The 15,294-nt window shown below is 63.2% G+C and carries 12 protein-coding genes; 5 read left to right on the forward strand and 7 right to left on the reverse strand.

The annotated features are described in order from the left end of the window. Window positions 1–119 precede the first annotated feature (119 nt). Window positions 120–947: a N(5)-hydroxyornithine transformylase PvdF gene (locus tag MF6394_RS18750; RefSeq protein ID WP_044274493.1), complete on the forward strand. Its 828-nt coding sequence runs from the start codon at window positions 120–122 to the stop codon at window positions 945–947. Between the two features lie 109 nt (window positions 948–1,056). Here MF6394_RS18750 and pvdO read toward each other — a convergent pair whose 3' ends face one another. From pvdO to pvdM, 3 genes are read right to left on the reverse strand one after another with little or no spacing between them, the layout of a single operon-like run. Further along, window positions 1,057–1,929: a dihydropyoverdine dehydrogenase gene (gene pvdO, locus MF6394_RS18755; protein WP_069557757.1), complete on the reverse strand. Its 873-nt coding sequence runs from the start codon at window positions 1,927–1,929 to the stop codon at window positions 1,057–1,059. A gap of 28 nt (window positions 1,930–1,957) precedes the next feature. Further along, on the reverse strand, window positions 1,958–3,226 hold the full coding sequence (gene pvdN / locus MF6394_RS18760) for a pyoverdine-tailoring periplasmic protein PvdN (RefSeq protein ID WP_078467259.1): 1,269 nt from the start codon (window positions 3,224–3,226) through the stop codon (window positions 1,958–1,960). An 18-nt stretch (window positions 3,227–3,244) separates the two neighbouring features. Further along, the gene (gene pvdM / locus MF6394_RS18765) at window positions 3,245–4,594 is read right to left on the reverse strand and encodes a pyoverdine-tailoring dipeptidase-like protein PvdM (protein WP_078467260.1); all 1,350 of its coding nucleotides are present in this window, start codon (window positions 4,592–4,594) and stop codon (window positions 3,245–3,247) included. A gap of 142 nt (window positions 4,595–4,736) precedes the next feature. On the opposite strand from pvdM, the gene pvdP reads away from it, so the two are divergent. Beyond that, entirely contained in the window at window positions 4,737–6,365 is a 1,629-nt protein-coding gene (gene pvdP / locus MF6394_RS18770) for a pyoverdine maturation tyrosinase PvdP (RefSeq protein WP_078467261.1), read from the forward strand. 9 nt (window positions 6,366–6,374) lie between these two features. On the opposite strand, the gene MF6394_RS18775 is transcribed toward pvdP, so the two are convergent. Continuing rightward, window positions 6,375–6,917, reverse strand: a complete 543-nt coding sequence (locus tag MF6394_RS18775) for a thioesterase family protein (RefSeq protein WP_044274483.1) — start codon at window positions 6,915–6,917, stop codon at window positions 6,375–6,377. 109 nt (window positions 6,918–7,026) lie between these two features. Between MF6394_RS18775 and MF6394_RS18780 the strand changes: the two genes are divergently transcribed. Continuing rightward, window positions 7,027–7,983 carry a GlxA family transcriptional regulator gene (locus tag MF6394_RS18780; RefSeq protein WP_078467262.1) on the forward strand — a complete coding sequence of 319 codons (957 nt, stop codon included), beginning with the start codon at window positions 7,027–7,029 and terminating at the stop codon, window positions 7,981–7,983. A gap of 582 nt (window positions 7,984–8,565) precedes the next feature. On the opposite strand, the gene MF6394_RS35035 is transcribed toward MF6394_RS18780, so the two are convergent. Next, the gene (locus tag MF6394_RS35035; protein ID WP_078467263.1) at window positions 8,566–8,952 is read right to left on the reverse strand and encodes a hypothetical protein; all 387 of its coding nucleotides are present in this window, start codon (window positions 8,950–8,952) and stop codon (window positions 8,566–8,568) included. 145 nt (window positions 8,953–9,097) lie between these two features. Beyond that, window positions 9,098–9,820, reverse strand: a complete 723-nt coding sequence (locus tag MF6394_RS18795) for a pirin family protein (protein WP_034127388.1) — start codon at window positions 9,818–9,820, stop codon at window positions 9,098–9,100. 181 nt (window positions 9,821–10,001) lie between these two features. Here MF6394_RS18795 and MF6394_RS18800 point away from each other — a divergent pair, with 181 nt between their 5' ends. Together MF6394_RS18800 and MF6394_RS18805 are read left to right on the forward strand one after the other, a co-directional pair. Next, complete coding sequence (locus MF6394_RS18800; protein WP_044269571.1) at window positions 10,002–10,952, forward strand: GlxA family transcriptional regulator; 951 nt, start codon at window positions 10,002–10,004, stop codon at window positions 10,950–10,952. Window positions 10,953–11,102: 150 nt separating this feature from the next. Beyond that, the gene (locus MF6394_RS18805; RefSeq protein WP_078467264.1) at window positions 11,103–12,551 is read left to right on the forward strand and encodes a winged helix-turn-helix domain-containing protein; all 1,449 of its coding nucleotides are present in this window, start codon (window positions 11,103–11,105) and stop codon (window positions 12,549–12,551) included. Here MF6394_RS18805 and MF6394_RS18810 read toward each other — a convergent pair. After that, window positions 12,498–15,260 carry an ATP-binding protein gene (locus MF6394_RS18810; RefSeq protein ID WP_047711089.1) on the reverse strand — a complete coding sequence of 921 codons (2,763 nt, stop codon included), beginning with the start codon at window positions 15,258–15,260 and terminating at the stop codon, window positions 12,498–12,500. The genes MF6394_RS18805 and MF6394_RS18810 overlap by 54 nt on opposite strands. Window positions 15,261–15,294: the final 34 nt, after the last annotated feature.

Genomic DNA, 15,294 nt, shown 5'->3' on the forward strand with positions numbered 1-15,294 from the left:
AGCGCGGCGTGCCGGGCGGTGGCCGTGGGCGATAAATTACCCGGGGCCTGGTTCGTTCTTGTTCTGTAGGCGCACGCGTATCAATGCCGTGCGTGGCCCTTTGAGCGAGAGCGAAACACATGACGAAAAAGAACCTGGTGTATGTCTGGTCCCTGAGAAATGCCGCCGCCGACAAGGCGGGGCAGCCGGTGGCCTATAAAGACCACGAGCGCTATATGAAATCGGTGCTGGAGTTTCTGGTGGGCTCGCTCAACGACACGCCGCTGGGCGAAGCTTACAACCTGGTGGGCGTGGTGTATGACGACGATGAGCAAAACCCGCGGGACCAGCAGTTGGTGGCGGACTATGGCTTTGCTTACCAGCCGGGTCGCCAGTGGCTGTACCCGGCGGATTTGCGTGTGCAGGGCACGTTGGTCAATGACCTGCTGCTGAGCGTGCCGTCGACCTATCGCCGCCTGCCACGGGGCAGCGCCGAACATGTCGCCGGCAAGCAGGATTTCGAGCGTCGCCTGCATGACACCCTGGTGGAGTTGAAGGCTGACATCGTGGTGCTGGATGGTTTGCTGGTGATCCTCGACGAGCTGGTGCGCCCGGGTGCGCCGTTTGCGCGGCGCATCATGAACATTCATCCGGGCATCACCCGCCTCGAGTCGCCGTACGAACGCCGTGGGGCGTACGCCACCTGGAATGCGCTGTACGGCGCACGTGGGCAGGCGATCACCGACTGGGCGAGCAAAGCGACGCAGGCGTGCGAACCGTTGTATTGGACGGGTGCGTCATTCCACTACGTGGATAACGGCATCGATTCGGGAGAGGTGTTCCACGACGTGCTCAAGACCGAGATTTCGCCCGAGGACACCATCCTTGAGCTGCGCTGGAACAACTTCAACAACAGCCTGTTCCCGGCACTGCATGAAGGCTTGGAGCTGTTGGCCAAGCAAGGCTGAACCCTGTAGGAGTGAGCTTGCTCGCGAAAAACGTCAACGATTACTTGCGTTTCCTGAATAAGCGCGGCGTCTGTGAGTTTTTCGCGAGCAAGCTCGCTCCTACAAGGTATTAGAGTTCGCGCACGACCCGAAAACCGATCCAATCCCCGCGCGTTTGCGGGTAGATGTTGTTGCGATTGCCCGAGCGTGAAAACACCGGCGCCTCGCCCCAGTCATTGCCGCGAATCTGGTAGGCCTCGCAGTTGGGCTCCACCCACGCACTGCCATCCGTCGGCGCGCCGACGTAGTTCGGGTGCTCGCAATCAGCCACTCGCTCATACACGTTGCCGTGCATGTCATACATGCCAAACGCATTCGGTGGGTAGCTGCCCACGGGCGACGAATAGCTGTAGCCGTCCGCCGGGCCGTAGGTGTTGGCGTGCTGGGCGATGCTGTAGCCCTTGCCTTCGTCGAACGGGAAGGGGAACGGGCCGCTGGTGCCGGCGCGGGCGGCGTATTCGCGTTGGGCTTCGCTGACCATTTGGTAGGTGTGCCCGGTCTTCTTCGACAACCAGCTCACGTACTGCTTGATGTCGTCCATGTCCATGCACACCGCCGGCTGACGTGGCCCCTGGGGGTAGCGCGGCTTGCTGGCGATGCATTCACGGCCGGGGCGGTCGTCGCCATTGGCGATCTTGACCCCGGTCTGGCGCACGTAGCTGTCCCATTCGCCGGCGGTGATATGGAAGCGGCTCATGGCGAACGGTTTGGCGAAGGTCACCTCATGCATCGGGCCTTCGTCGGGCTCGCGGCCCACTTCGTCTTCGGGCGTGCCCATGGTGAAGGTGCCGGCGGGCAACACCACCATTTCCGGGCAGTCCTTGCAGTCTTTGAACACCTTGCCCGGTTGGGGGGCGGCGGCTTGGGCCAGGCCGGGCAGCAGGGCGCCGCACAGGGCAGTGAGGGCCAATGCGGTGAGCGGTTTGAGTCGGAATGGCGTCATGAAGGCGTCTCGTTCAAAGGGAAAAGGGTCATAGCCGCTGGCTCAGCAGGGTCATGAAGCGCTGGATCTCATCGGAGTTGTTAAGCAGGCCCGGTGAGGTGCGAATCACCGGGCCAACGTCACGGTCCACTGCGTCCACCACCACGCGGTTTTTCATCAGGTAGGCCGCGACGGCATCGCTGTCCTGATCCTTGACTCGAAAAAAGGTGAAACCCGCTGACAGCTCGGGGCTGCGCGGTGTCACCAGTTCGATCTGCGGGTGGGCCAGCAGTTGGTCCTTGAGTTCGGTGTTGAGGGCATGGATACGTGCCTGCACCGGCGCCTTGCCCAGTTGCAGGTGCAACTTGAAGGCTTCATCGGCGGCCCAGCGATGCTCGAAGGCGTGGTAGCCACCGGGCGTCATGGTCGTGGCGAAGTCCTTGTCTTCGGAGAAGGTCGGAATCATCGGTGTGACGTATTTGTTTTCGGTCTCGCGGGCGCACACCAGGCCAGTGCCGCGCGGGCCGAACATCCACTTGTGAGTACCGGCGATGAAGAAGTCGCACTGCATGCTTGGGAAGTCGAGGTCTTCCACGCCGAAGCCGTGCACGCCATCGACGATATAGAGCAGGCGATCTGGCTCGTCACGGTTGCGATTGTGTTCGTCCACCAGCTTGCCGATCTCACCGATGGGCAGTTTCACGCCGCTGCCGGACTGCACCCAGGTCATGCCCAGCACGCGGGTGTTGGGGCGAATGTTACGCTGGATGTTGCCCAGCACTTCATCGGCCGAGACCTGATTGGGGGTTTTGAACAGGCGTATTTTACGTACCTGGGTCCGCTCCTTGCGCACCCTGAAATCCAGGCTGAACGCGGTGGCGTAGTGCTCATGCACCGTGGTGAGGATTTCCTGGTCGGCGCGCACCTTGATCCCACCGTAGATCATCGCCAGCCCTTCGGATGTGCTGCCGGTGAGGGCGATCTGCGCCGGTTTGGCGTTCAGGTAACGGCCGGCCCACTCGCGTACCTGGCCTTCACGCTTCCAGGTTTCCTGCAAGTCCCAGTCCATGGCCAGGCCGGGGTTGCGGTCGATCTGCTGGCGGTAGCGCTCGATGGCTTCGCGCCCGGGTCTTGGGTGCGAGGCCACCAGGAAGTTGGAAAAGTGCAGGTAGTTCGGGTCCTGGTTGAACAGCTGTTTCAATCCCGTCCATGGGTCGTTCGTAACGGCGGCCACTGCCTGAGGCAGCAATGCGGTGCCCAGCGGCAGGCTCGCGGCAAAGACGCCGGCCTGCTTGAGAAATGTACGGCGGTCGGTCATGGACTTACTTCATGGTAGTTAGCGATTGGCCAATGGCTTGGCGGATTTTTGTACCTGCTCCCACACCCGCAGGAAGTTGCCTCCCCACAGCTTGGCGATATCGGCTTCGGAGTAGCCGCGTTGGATCAGTTCGGCGGTGACGTTGCGCACCTCGCCGACGTTCTCCCAGCCCTGGAGGCCGCCGCCGTCGTTGAAGTCCGAGGCAATACCGACATGATCGATGCCGATCTTGCGCACGGTGTAGTCGATGGCATCGCCCAGGTCCTTGAGGGTGGCCTTGGGTTCTTCCTCGAGAATGCCGTACAGCGCGCTGGCGTACTGGCCGAAGCGTTGCTCGGGCCAGGCGGCAATGATTGCATCGCCGGGCATCAAGGCCATGGCCAGGTTGGGCAGTGGCGGCAGGTCGAAGCGTGCGCGCAGGACGTTGAGCTTGTCCTGGGTCGGCTGGCTCAAGGGGCGCAGGTAGGCGGGGAAGCCCACCACTTGCACCACGCCACCGCTGTTCCTGATCAGTTGCAGTTCCTTGTCACTGAGGTTGCGCGGGATGTCCACCGATGCCCGTGGCGCCGAGTGGGACGCCACCATCGGCGTGCGGCTCAACTGCGCGACCTGTTCCAGGGCCTTGGTCGACATCTGCGACACGTCGATGATCACTCCCAGGTCATTGAGGCGATGCACCGCTTGCTGGCCGATAGGCGACAGGCCCTCGAGGGCGTCGGTGGAGTCATTGAAAAACGGCAGCGGTCGCGACGAGTCGGACCAGGCGTTATTGCCGATGTAGCTGAAGCCGAACATGCGCATGCCGCGTGCGGCCCATAAGTCCAGCTGGTTCAGGTCTTTGCCCAGGGGGTAGGCGTTGAGCATGCTGATAAAGATCGCGAACTTGCCTTCGCCGTGCAGGCGCCGCATATCGTCCGGGGTATAGGCGATGCCCACCTGGTTGGGAAAGTCACGCACCATGCCGGAGATGATCTTGTAGCGCACCTCCTGTTCGTGGCGGGCCTCCTCGACAAAACCATCGGTGGGCTTGTGCGGGGCGTTGGCGCCGTTCCAGATTTCCGGCCAGCCGAAGATCGTCAGCGCGGCACCCGACCATCGGCCGCGGGCAGCCTTGGCCAGGTCGAACTGGCCGCTGCCATCCTTGTCGGCCTCATTGCCCGCCGTGCCGAAATCCAGGGGCAGGGTGATGTGGCTGTCGAATGACAACAGGCGATCCTGCATTTCATTGGCCTGCTTGATCACCTCCAGCGGGTAGCCGGCGTTGCCCTTGAACCACTGATCCCAGACCAGCAAGCCCGCCCCGGCGCCGATAGCCAGGGCCAGCGGCAGGCCGATATACAGCGCCTTTTTCGAACGTGATTTTGTCATTGCCATCTCAGTCAGTTGAGGCCTTTGCTATCAGGGAGGAACGAGCGATGGCGGGGAAAATTTAGGTGGCGGGGGCAGGGCGGTAAATTTCGTCGGGCTGCAAACGTTCTAGCTCTGATCAAGCCGTTTCCTAAGGTAGCCAATGACAATCTCTCGACGTGGGTTCATCGCAGGCCTGGCGCTGACCGGTGCAGCCGTGCCCGCGGCCTTTTATGCCCATCGCGAGTTGACACGGGAAGAAGCGTTTCCCATCACCCCCGGCGAAGCCACGGTCGACCTCGCCGACACCCAAGGCCGGCACCTGGCGAACACCCTGCGGGGCGTTTGGAGCCTGCGCCTGGAAGGCCGCGATGCCGGCCTTGCGGGCCTGCCGCTGCAAGGCCTGGAGTTGCTGCTGGACATCGCCCCCCGTGGCCGTGGCCTGCGCGGTTACCTGGACACCGCCGAGCAGCTGCGCGCTGAAGGCGAGCCGCGCTACCGCGTCTTGGGCGACCTGCTGACGGGCGAGGGCACCGTGCTCTATTGGCGCTTGATCGACCGTGATTCCGCCGGCGGCGTGCCGGCCTATGAATTCAAGATGACCCTGGATCAAGTCTGGGCCGATTTCGGCAATGCCGGCAGCGCCACCCTCAGCGGGCACATCCTCGACCTTGAGCGGCCCCTGGCGCTGACCGAACGCGACAACCGTTTTATCGCCCACAAACAACTGTTTCCCGAAGCCCGCCAGCGCATCGGCCTCAACCCGACCTTGCTGGCCTGGCTGATTTCTCCCGAGCACCGGCTGTTTCACCAACTCTGGCACGCCACCCGTGACCAATGGCACAAACTCTCCGAAGAAAAACGCGAGGCCCTGCGCGGCATCGGCTGGCAGCCCGGGCCCCGTGGCCAAGAGCGCGACGCCCGTGGCAAGCGCAAGGACCGCAATGGTTCGGGCATCGACTTCTTCTTCATGCACCGCCACATGCTCGGCACCGCACGTTCCATGCAGGACTTGCCGTCCTGGCCGCAATTCCCCGAGCCGCAACCGCCGTTGGAGCGCGATCGCCTGGGATTTGTGCGCTACTTTGACAACCACGACGGTTTCGCGCTGCCGCCCTGTTGGTCGGCGCCAGATGACGCCGACTACACCCAGTGGGTCAGCGATATCAAGGCGGCCGAGACCTACCACAGCAACTTTCAGGTGTGGGAATCCCAGTACCGCGATCCGCGCTACCTGGCCAAGTTGAGCCTGGGCCAACTGGGCTCGGAAATGGAACTGGGCCTGCACGATTGGCTGCATATGCGCTGGGCCTCGGTGCCCCGCGACCCGTCCAACGGCGCCCCGGTACCCTTCGCCCGTGACCCCGCAGACTTTGCCGCACGTTGGTATGCGCCGGAGAACGACTTCCTGGGCGACCCGTTTTCATCCCATGTAAACCCGGTGTTCTGGCATTTTCACGGCTGGATCGATGACCGCATCGAAGACTGGTTTCGTGCCCACGAGCGCTTCAACCCAGGTGAGGTGAGCCGACTGGAAGTCAACGGCGTGGCCTGGTTCGCGCCAGGCCGCTGGGTCGAAATAGGTGACCCGTGGCTGGGCCCGGACACCCACGGCTGCAGCACCACGCCGGGGCTGCAGCAGGGGCGTTCGATGGAAATGGATCCGGAGATCATGAAGCTGGCCCTGCGCATTACCTTCGGTGCCGATGAAGAGCTGCTCAAGGGCCTGTTCAAACGTGTACCGCAGCGGCCATGGTATGCGCGGCATTTGAAGCTCAAACGCGAGGCTTAGCCGGGGTTTTTAAACCTGCTCTTCCTCGCGCAATTGCGCACTCATCTCATCGCAACTGCGTGCCCAGTCGCTCAACCATTGCGGCATCGGCGGTGAAGTGTCGTCCAAGCCCAGTTCGCGAATAAATTCAGCCGGGGGCAGGGTGCCCTTGGCGGAGCGAAACAGCCCGCGCATCACCACCACGCCGACCACCCGCCCATTGCTGACAAAGCGGTGCTCCATCAGGTTCCACTTGTGGTCCCAGCCGAGAATGCGGGTGTGCACGTCGAATGCCTCAAACAGCTTCAATTCCCGACGGAACTTGCCCCAGGTATCGCCGACTATCGGCATAGCCTTGTGACGTAGCGCCACGCGAAAGGCGCCCGTGCGCAGCACAAAATCCATGCGTGCCACATCGGCCAGGGTGAAATACCGGCCATTGGTGACATGCCGGTTCAGGTCCAGGTCCAGCGGCCAGACGCGCATGCGCACCACCGTGGTGGCCAGGCCGTGAACCGGTTTGCGCCAGGGGCGGCGCAACAGCATGAGCAGTAATCGAAACCAGAGATTCATAAAAACGCCAGACAGTTGATCAATGGCCGCACTGTACGGGGGCGGAATCGGCTAAGGTAGATGCGTAAATGACTTATTACATGCGAAAAGTGCAAGCCGGAGTTTTTACATGCATGTCACCTTGCTCCTGGCGGATCAGTGTTCCGCTGCCAGTGCCACCCTGGCCATGGAAATGCTCAGTGCGGCCAATCTGTTCGCGCAAAGCCCACCCTTCGAGGTGACGCTCGCGTCCCTGGACGGCCAGCCGGTGACGGTATGGGGTGGGCAATGCCTGCAGGTGCACGGTTCACTGGCGCAGATCGCGCACACCGACCTGGTGCTGATTCCCGGTTTTCTCTTTACCCTCAAGGAAGCCCTGCCGACGTTCGCCGCTTACGGCCCCTGGTTGCGTGAGCAGCATGGGCAGGGCGCTGTGTTGGCTTCGATGTGCACGGCGGCCTTCATGCTGGCCGAGACGGGGTTATTGCACGGCTTGCGTGCGACGACTCACTGGGCATTTGCCGGGTTTTTCCGGCGTCGGTATGCCCAGGTCAGCCTGGATGAGGGGCAGATCTTCTGCGAAGACAATCGCCTGATCACCTGTGGCGGCGCTACGGCAGCGATGGATTTGATGCTGCAGCTGGTCCGCCGTTTCGGTTCGCCGGAGCTGGCTCATACCTGCGGCAAGTATTTGCTGATCGATGCTGGGCGCACTGAGCAGTCGGCCTACGCGATGTGGTCGCTGCCCAAGAGCCACGGTGACGCGCAGATCCTGCGTGTGCAGCATTGGTTGGAGCAACACTTTGCGCAGTCATTGGTGATCGACGAGGTTGCCCAGCGCTTTGGCTTTGGGGTGCGTAATTTCAAGCGGCGCTTCAAGGAGGCCACGGGGTGTACGCCGATTGGTTATCTGCAGAGCCTGCGTCTGGAGCGTGCCAAGCAGATGCTTGAGTCGACACGGATGACGCTCGATAGCATTACGTATGCGGTGGGTTATGAGGACAGTAATTCGTTTAGGCGGTTGTTTCAGCAGCGGGTGGGGATGCTGCCGGCGGCGTATCGCAAGAAGTTTCTGACTGGCCCGTGATCCAACTGTGGGAGCCTGTCAGCCGACACCTCTCTACCTGACACCCCGCAGTCCAAATGTGGGAGCTGGCTTGCCTGCGATGACGGCCTGCCGGTCGACACCCCTCTACCTGACACCCCAAGATCCAACTGTGGGAGCGGGCTTGCTCGCGAAGGCGGCCTGACAGTCAACACAGTTGGAGCGTGTACATATCCATTCCTGCGGTAACGGCCACCTAGGGTTCCGCTCTGACAGCGGGTCACTTTTGGAAGGACCCAAAAGTAACCAAAAGGTCCTCGCCCCACCACTCGGCACCTCGCTTGGGCTCGGTGTGCCCGCAATCCGCCAGTGATTTGGGGGGCCGCCGCCACGCGCCATCCATGGCGCGGGGCGGCTAAACCGGCATCCCTGCCGGTTTACCCCCCAAATCCCTGTCGAATTCCGGCCAGCGTGGTTTAACGGGGCGCCTGAGATCAAAAGCAGATCAAGATCAAGAGCGGCTCGCTTCGCATCGTGGTTACGGGGGGTGGTGTGATAGAAATTGAAGACGAAAAAAAACCGGCTGATCAGGCCGGTTTGGGGTGTCCCGCCAACAGTGCGGGGTTATACGTGGGTGCTCAGCAAGCGCTCGGCACCGCCTTCAGCCAGGCCACGTTCCTGCAAGCGATCAGCACCGCCTTCAGCCAGACCGCGTTCTTGCAGGCGATCCGCTCCGCCTTCAGCCAGGCCACGTTCTTGCAGGCGATCAGCACCGCCTTCAGCCAGACCGCGTTCTTGCAGGCGATCAGCACCGCCTTCAGCCAGACCGCGTTCTTGCAGGCGATCAGCACCGCCTTCAGCCAAACCGCGTTCTTGCAGACGATCCGCGCCACCTTCGGCAACACGGGTTTCTATCAGGCGATCCGCGCCGCCTTCAGCGACAACCGGGTGGGCAAAAGCGTTTGCAGCGAGTACCGAGAAAGCGAGGCTAAGCAAGAGTTGGCGTTTCATGATGATGTGCTCCGAGTGTTTTAGTTGGGTGCCGTTTGGCATGGGTTTGATGTTACGCGTTGCATTTTTTTAGAGAACTTCATTGCGCTGATGGTGACTATCGATGCCAACGATGGTCCCGCTGGCGGGACCATCACTGCGGCCGTCATGGCATTTGCGGCAGTTCGTTGGGGCGCAGGTCAAACACCAGTACTTCAGCGTCTTCGCCGTGGCTCAGGCGGATCTGGCGTTCGTCCCGTACGCGTACACCGTCGCCTTCCTGCAAGCGCTGGCCGTTGAGTTCAACGCTGCCGCGCGCCACATGGATGTAGGCGTAGCGATCCGGTGCCAGCTCCAGGCGGGCACTTTCGTCAGCGTCGAACAGCCCGGCATACACCCGTGCGTCCTGGCGCACTTTCAGCGAACCGTTGGCGCCCTCCGGCGAGATGATCAACTGCAAGCGCCCACGTTTTTGCGCTTCGGTGAAGTGCTCCTGCTGATAGCGCGGCTTGGCGCCGGCTTCGTTGGGCACGATCCAGATTTGCAGGAAGTGCACGCCATGACGCTGGCTGTGGTTGAACTCGCTGTGGGCCACGCCGCTGCCGGCGCTCATCAGTTGCACATCGCCAGGGCGGATCACTGAGCCGGTGCCCAGGGTGTCCTTGTGCTCCAGCGCGCCTTCGAGCACGTAGGAGAAGATTTCCATGTCGCGGTGCGGGTGCTGGCCGAAGCCTTTGCCTGCGGCGACGCGGTCATCGTTGATCACCAGCAGGTCGGAAAAACCCTGTTCCTTGGGGTTCCAGTAGTTGGCAAAAGAGAAGGTGTGGAACGACTTCAACCAACCGTGATTGGCGGCGCCGCGTTCGGAAGCTTTGCGAAGGGTCAGCATGGTCCAGTCCTCAAGTGAGCGCGGGCTGCGAGATGCAGGGCGCTTGCGTTGAGAAGAAGGTTAATGGTTAACGAATGATTGATTAATAAGATGAAAATAGAATAACTGTCTCTTTCAGGTTGACAGTTAAAGTCGTGCCATAATGCCCGCCGCACTCCTTCTCGATGGACATTTCCCGCTTATGAAAACCGTGGCCATGGCGCTGTTCCCGGACTTCCTGCTGCTCGACATGGCCGGGCCGCTGGAAGTGTTTTCGATTGCCAACCGCTATCTGCCGGCGGCCGATCACTACCAGATCCTGACCGTCGGCACCGAGCCCGGCCCGTTGCGGGCCTCCAACGGCGTGAGCGTGCAGACCGATCTGCTGTTGGAACAGGCCCAGGCGGCCTATGACCTGCTGTTGGTGCCCGGCGGCCCCGGCGCCTATAACGAATGCCATCCCGCGTTGTTGCCCTGGCTCAAAGCGGCGGCGCCACGGGCTCGGCGTTTTGGCTCGATCTGCACCGGCGCTTTTGTGCTCGGCCACGCAGGCTTGCTCGACGGGCACCGCGTGACCACCCATTGGCACTACACCGAGCGGTTGATCAAGGCGTTTCCCAACGCCATTGTCGAGACCGATCGCATCTATTTGCAGGACGGGCGCCTGATCACCTCTGGCGGCGTCACCGCAGGTATCGACCTGGCCCTGTCGGTCGTCGCCCAGGACCACGGCAAGCAAGTGGCGGTGGATGTGGCCAAGGTGCTGCTGGTGGTGATGAAACGCCAGGGCGGCCAGGCCCAGTTCAGCCCGATGACTGCTGCCGTGGCGCCCCAAGAGACCCCGATCACCCGCGTGCAGAACCACGTGCTGGCGCATCTGGATCAACCCTTTACCATCGAGTCCATGGCCGAGCTGGCAGGCATGAGCGCGCGCCACTTTGCGCGGCTGTTCGCCAAGGACGTGCAGATGACGCCCATGGCGTTCCTGCAAGGCGCGCGTATCGACCGGGCCCGGCACTTGCTGGAAACCACCGACCTGCCGCTCAAGACCGTGGCCTTCCACGCAGGCTTTGGCAGCGTGCGGCATATGCGCTTTCTGTTCAGCGAAAAGCTCGGTTTGAACCCTACCCAATACCGACAACAGTTCAGTTAACGACAGCATGTCCGTCTCAGGCACCCGATTGTCCGTATCGCTCCCCGTGCCAGCATTGTCCTGTCATCGCCAACTGGCAAGATAGCGTCGAGCCCATGGAAAAAGGATGCGCAGGCACTCAAGCACGGGTGTTTCAGCGCTGTGACGGACATGCAAAATGCTACGGCGGTGAGCTTTGGCCCCTACACCTTTCATCGGCAGCAGCGCCTGGTCAGTAAGGCCGGCTGGCCGGTACCGCTGGGCGGGCGAGCCTTGGATATTCTTGCGGTACTGCTCGAAGCGCCCGGGCATTTCATCAGCAAGGCGACCTTGATCGAGCGGGTGTGGCCCAACAGCGTCGTCGAAGAGAGCAACCTGCGCGTGCACATTGCCGCATTGCGTCGCGCCCTGGACGGCCAACGCTGGCTCCTCAATCACCCCCAGCGCGGTTACTGCTTCGCTGCGCCTGCGCAGGACGCGCTGCCGACGCCGTTGCCTCAGCACAACCTGGCGGCGCGGCTGAGCCCGGTGTGGGGGCGCGATGCACTGGTGGGCGTGCTGGCGCGGCGTTTGGCCGTGCAGCGGTTGTTGACCCTCACCGGCGTGGCCGGCATTGGCAAGAGCACACTCGCCCTGGCCCTGGCCGAGCGGGCATTGCCGCGTTATCGCGACGGGGTATGGTGGCTCGACATGGCCGTTGTGCAAGCGCCGAGCGAACTGCTCGGCAGCCTCGCCAGGGTACTGCAGTTGCATTCGACGCCCGATAGTTTCAACGAACTGGGCCGGCGCCTGGCCTCGCGCCAGTTGCTGCTGATACTCGACGGCGCCGACCTGCTGCTGGGCGCATGCCGACAGCTACTGCGTGCGCTGCGCGCGACGGCGCCTGGCATCAGCGTGCTGATCACCAGCCGCGAAGCCTTGCTGGCCCCTGGCGAGTGGGTGCTGCGCGTGCCTCGGCTGGCGGTGCCGTCGCCGTCGGCCAATGTCGAACAGGCGATGGCCTGTCCTGCGGTGCAACTGTTCGTGGCGCGCGCGCGTGCCAATCAGCAGGGGTTTAATTTGCGGCCCCAGGATTTGGCGCCGCTGCGCGACCTGTGTCGGCGCCTGGACGGCCTGCCGCTAGCCCTGGAATTGGCGGCCGCCCAGGTGGATGCGTTGGGCATCGGCGGTGTGCAAATGCAAGTGCGCACGGGCTTGCAAGTGCTGGCCCGAGGTCGGCGCACGGCGGTGGAGCGTCATCGCTCACTCACCGCGGCCCTGGATTGGAGCTACGAGCGCCTGAGCCTGCCGGAGTGCTGGCTGTTTCTGCAATTGAGCCTGTTCAAGATGGCGGTCACCTTACCTGGCCTGAGTGACATGGTGGCCGGTACCGAGCTTGAACATGCCGACCTGTCTTACCTGCTGGCACGCCTGGTCAACGTCTCGTTGCTGAGCGTCGAGCCCGGCCTGGGCCCAGCGCGCTATCGGCTGCTCAACTGTGTGCGCAGCTACGCTTTGGGGCAACTGCGCGACCCGCGTCAGGTCGAGCGTTTGCAGCAAGGCTACGCGCCTTGCCTGGGCGCGTTCTCAGGCCGGCCGTTTGTCCTGCAACTCGTCGAGCAGGCAGCGCACGCGCAGTAGATCCTGGGTGTCGAAGCCTTCGCTGAAGCGTGCATGGATTGAACCGAGCAAATCCCTGGCGAGCTGAATGCGCCCCTGCTGTTGCCACAATTGCGCCAGGGATTCGCCGCAGCGCAGCTCCCAGGCCAGGGCACCTTGCTGGTGCGCCAGGCCTAGCGCTTCCAGCAGCAGGGCTTCGGCGGCGTGCTCATCCTCTAGCTGCAAGGCGTACACCCGCACAATCTCCGGGGCGCACCAGCCCGCCGCGCCACTGCGCGCGCGCTCCAGGGTGGGCGCATCCACCGCATGGGTACCGAAGGTGATCAAGGTGTCCTGGATCAGGCCCAGGCCTTGCCAATCCGGGTGGCCAAGAATACCGGCGTAATGCCCGGCCCAGGTCTGGAACAACTGCACCGAATGCTGGTGCGACTGCTCCAGCAGCAGCCGTTGCAGGGCTTGGGCGTCGTCTTCGGCGCCGTTGTAGCGGGCGATCACCACCCCAGCCAGGGCCAGGGTGTAGCAGATCGAGGTGCCATGGTTGATCTGCAGCGCCAACTCCAATGCCTGGCTGGCGGTGCGCCAGGCGCGATCGGCAAAGCCTTGCAACCACAGGATTCGCGCCAGCACGGTCAAGGAGGCAACGCTCTGGTCGTATTGCACGCCAACCCCGAGGGCAAAGCGGTTCACGTGACCGCTTTGGGACATACGCTGCAGCACCTGCTCGGCGTGGTGCCGCGCAAGGGCCTGGTTACCGGTGTAATGCTGGCCCAGCGCACGCAGCCGCTGGGCGCTCAGGTCCAGCAACGGCTCGTTGCGTGGGTCGAGACGTTCGAACTGCACACTCAGCTCCTGCGCTGGGCCGTAGCGCCCGGCGCACAGGTTCACCGCCATCAGCCCGGAGACCGCACGCAACTGGCCGGCACGATCCTGGCGCGCCTCGGCCAGGCGCGCGGCCCCTTCGAATGCTGCAATGGTGCGAGGCGCAGCGCCCATGGCGTGATAGGACAGGCTGCCCAGGGCCAATTGCAGTTGCAGAGTCAATTGCGCGCAGGGCGCGGTGACCTGGTCGATCAGCGCCAGCGCCTGGTCCACATAGCCGCCGTGTTCACGCAGCAACGACAGTTCTTGCCACAGGGGCATTGCGCTGACCGTCAGGCGGATAGCCATCAACTGCGCACCGCCATCGGCAAAGCCCCAGTCGAGAGCGGCGCGCACGTCTTCGCGCAGCGGTGCATAGCGGTCGATCCACGGCTGCGTGGCGATCAAGTCCCAGTCGCCCTGGGCCTGTTCCATCAGCGCCAGGCAGCGTGCAGCGTGGCGCTCTCGCGTGGCATGCAGCTCGCAGGCCTGGCTGAGCTTTTCCAGGGCATAGGTGCGGGTGATGTCCAGCAGGCGATAGACCATTTCGTCATCGCTGGCCTCCACATTCAACAACGACTTGGCCACCAGTTGCGTGATGGAGCCCAGCACTTCGGCGGGGGCCACTTGCTCCCCGGCGATCACCGCCGCTGCGCTGACCAGGCTGAAGCCGCCACGGAAGACCGCCAGGCGGCGCAGGCAGATTTGTTCGCACTCGGTGAGCAGGTCAAAGCTCCAGTCGAGCGTGGCGCGCAGGGTCTGCTGGCGGGGCAGGGCAGTGCGTCGTCCGCGGGTCAGCAGGCGAAAGTTGTCTTCCATCTGCACCAACAGGCCCGGCAAGCCAAACCGTTCGATTTGCGCGGCCACCAGTTCGATGGCCAAAGGAATGCCGTCCAGGCGCTGGCAGATATCAATCGCCAGGGGCAGTTCAGCGTCGCTCAGGGCAAAGCTCTCCTGGTGGGACATGGCGCGCTCGATCAGCAATTGCATGGCCGGGTAACCCAGGGCCTGGGCGCGGTTGCCGGTGGCGGGCGGGCAGGCCAGTGGTTCAAGGCGCTGCACATACTCACCTTCGGCGCGCAGGGCTTCGCGGCTGGTGGTAAGGATGTGCAGGTGCGGTGCATGGCGCAGCAGGGTTTCACTGATCAGGGCGATGTCGTCGAGCAGGTGCTCGCAGTTGTCGATCACCAGCAGCATCTGGCGTGCCTGCAGGCTGCGGGCGAGGCTGGCCAGGGCCGTATTTTCGCCCGGTGTCAGGCCGAGCAGGGCGGCCAGGTTGGGCAGGATCATGGACGCTGCACTGAGCGGCGCCAGGTCCAGCAGGTGAATACCGTCGCGGTAATGCCCGATCAGCAATTCGGCGACGCGCAAGGCCACGGTAGTCTTGCCGATGCCACCGGCGCCGGTCAGCGTGATGAAACGTTGCTGCGGCAGTTGTTGCACCAGGGCGTCGATCAGCGCTTGGCGGCCGATCATGCGTGTGCGGCGCAGGGGCAGGTTATGGCTGGGGCGTTGGGGCGCACCGTCGGTGGGCAGCGTCATGGGTTCGATGCTCAGTGGCGCAACAAAACTGTAGCCGCGCTGGGCGACCGTGACGATATAGCGCTGCCCGGCCTGGCCGTCACCCAGTGCCTTGCGCAACGCCGCCATGTGCACCCGCAGGTTGCCGTCTTCCACCACACTTTTGGGCCAGACCCGTGCGATCAACTCCTGTTTGCTCACCACATTGCCGGCGTGCTCCAGCAGGATCAGCAGGATGTCCACCGCCCGCCGCCCCAGGCGCAGCGGGCGACCGGCCTCCAGCACCAGGCGCTGGCGCGGGTGGATGCGGTAGGGGCCGAAATGCACGGCCTGGTCGCTCAAGTCATTCATGGCTGCCCAGGTTCTGGAGGAAGGGAGCGGCCAG

Source organism: Pseudomonas sp. MF6394, assembly GCF_002018845.1.
GTDB lineage: Bacteria > Pseudomonadota > Gammaproteobacteria > Pseudomonadales > Pseudomonadaceae > Aquipseudomonas > Aquipseudomonas lactis.

Bases quoted from the DNA above. Each gene is read 5' to 3' on its own strand.
- pvdM (WP_078467260.1), bottom strand. From the start codon at position 4,594: ATGACAAAATCACGTTCGAAAAAGGCGCTGTATATCGGCCTGCCGCTG.
- MF6394_RS18800 (WP_044269571.1), top strand. From the start codon at position 10,002: ATGAAAACCGTGGCCATGGCGCTGTTCCCGGACTTCCTGCTGCTCGAC.
- pvdO (WP_069557757.1), bottom strand. From the start codon at position 1,929: ATGACGCCATTCCGACTCAAACCGCTCACCGCATTGGCCCTCACTGCC.
- MF6394_RS35035 (WP_078467263.1), bottom strand. From the start codon at position 8,952: ATGAAACGCCAACTCTTGCTTAGCCTCGCTTTCTCGGTACTCGCTGCA.
- pvdN (WP_078467259.1), bottom strand. From the start codon at position 3,226: ATGACCGACCGCCGTACATTTCTCAAGCAGGCCGGCGTCTTTGCCGCG.
- MF6394_RS18750 (WP_044274493.1), top strand. From the start codon at position 120: ATGACGAAAAAGAACCTGGTGTATGTCTGGTCCCTGAGAAATGCCGCC.
- MF6394_RS18775 (WP_044274483.1), bottom strand. From the start codon at position 6,917: ATGAATCTCTGGTTTCGATTACTGCTCATGCTGTTGCGCCGCCCCTGG.
- pvdP (WP_078467261.1), top strand. From the start codon at position 4,737: ATGACAATCTCTCGACGTGGGTTCATCGCAGGCCTGGCGCTGACCGGT.
- MF6394_RS18805 (WP_078467264.1), top strand. From the start codon at position 11,103: ATGCAAAATGCTACGGCGGTGAGCTTTGGCCCCTACACCTTTCATCGG.
- MF6394_RS18810 (WP_047711089.1), bottom strand. From the start codon at position 15,260: ATGAATGACTTGAGCGACCAGGCCGTGCATTTCGGCCCCTACCGCATC.
- MF6394_RS18780 (WP_078467262.1), top strand. From the start codon at position 7,027: ATGCATGTCACCTTGCTCCTGGCGGATCAGTGTTCCGCTGCCAGTGCC.
- MF6394_RS18795 (WP_034127388.1), bottom strand. From the start codon at position 9,820: ATGCTGACCCTTCGCAAAGCTTCCGAACGCGGCGCCGCCAATCACGGT.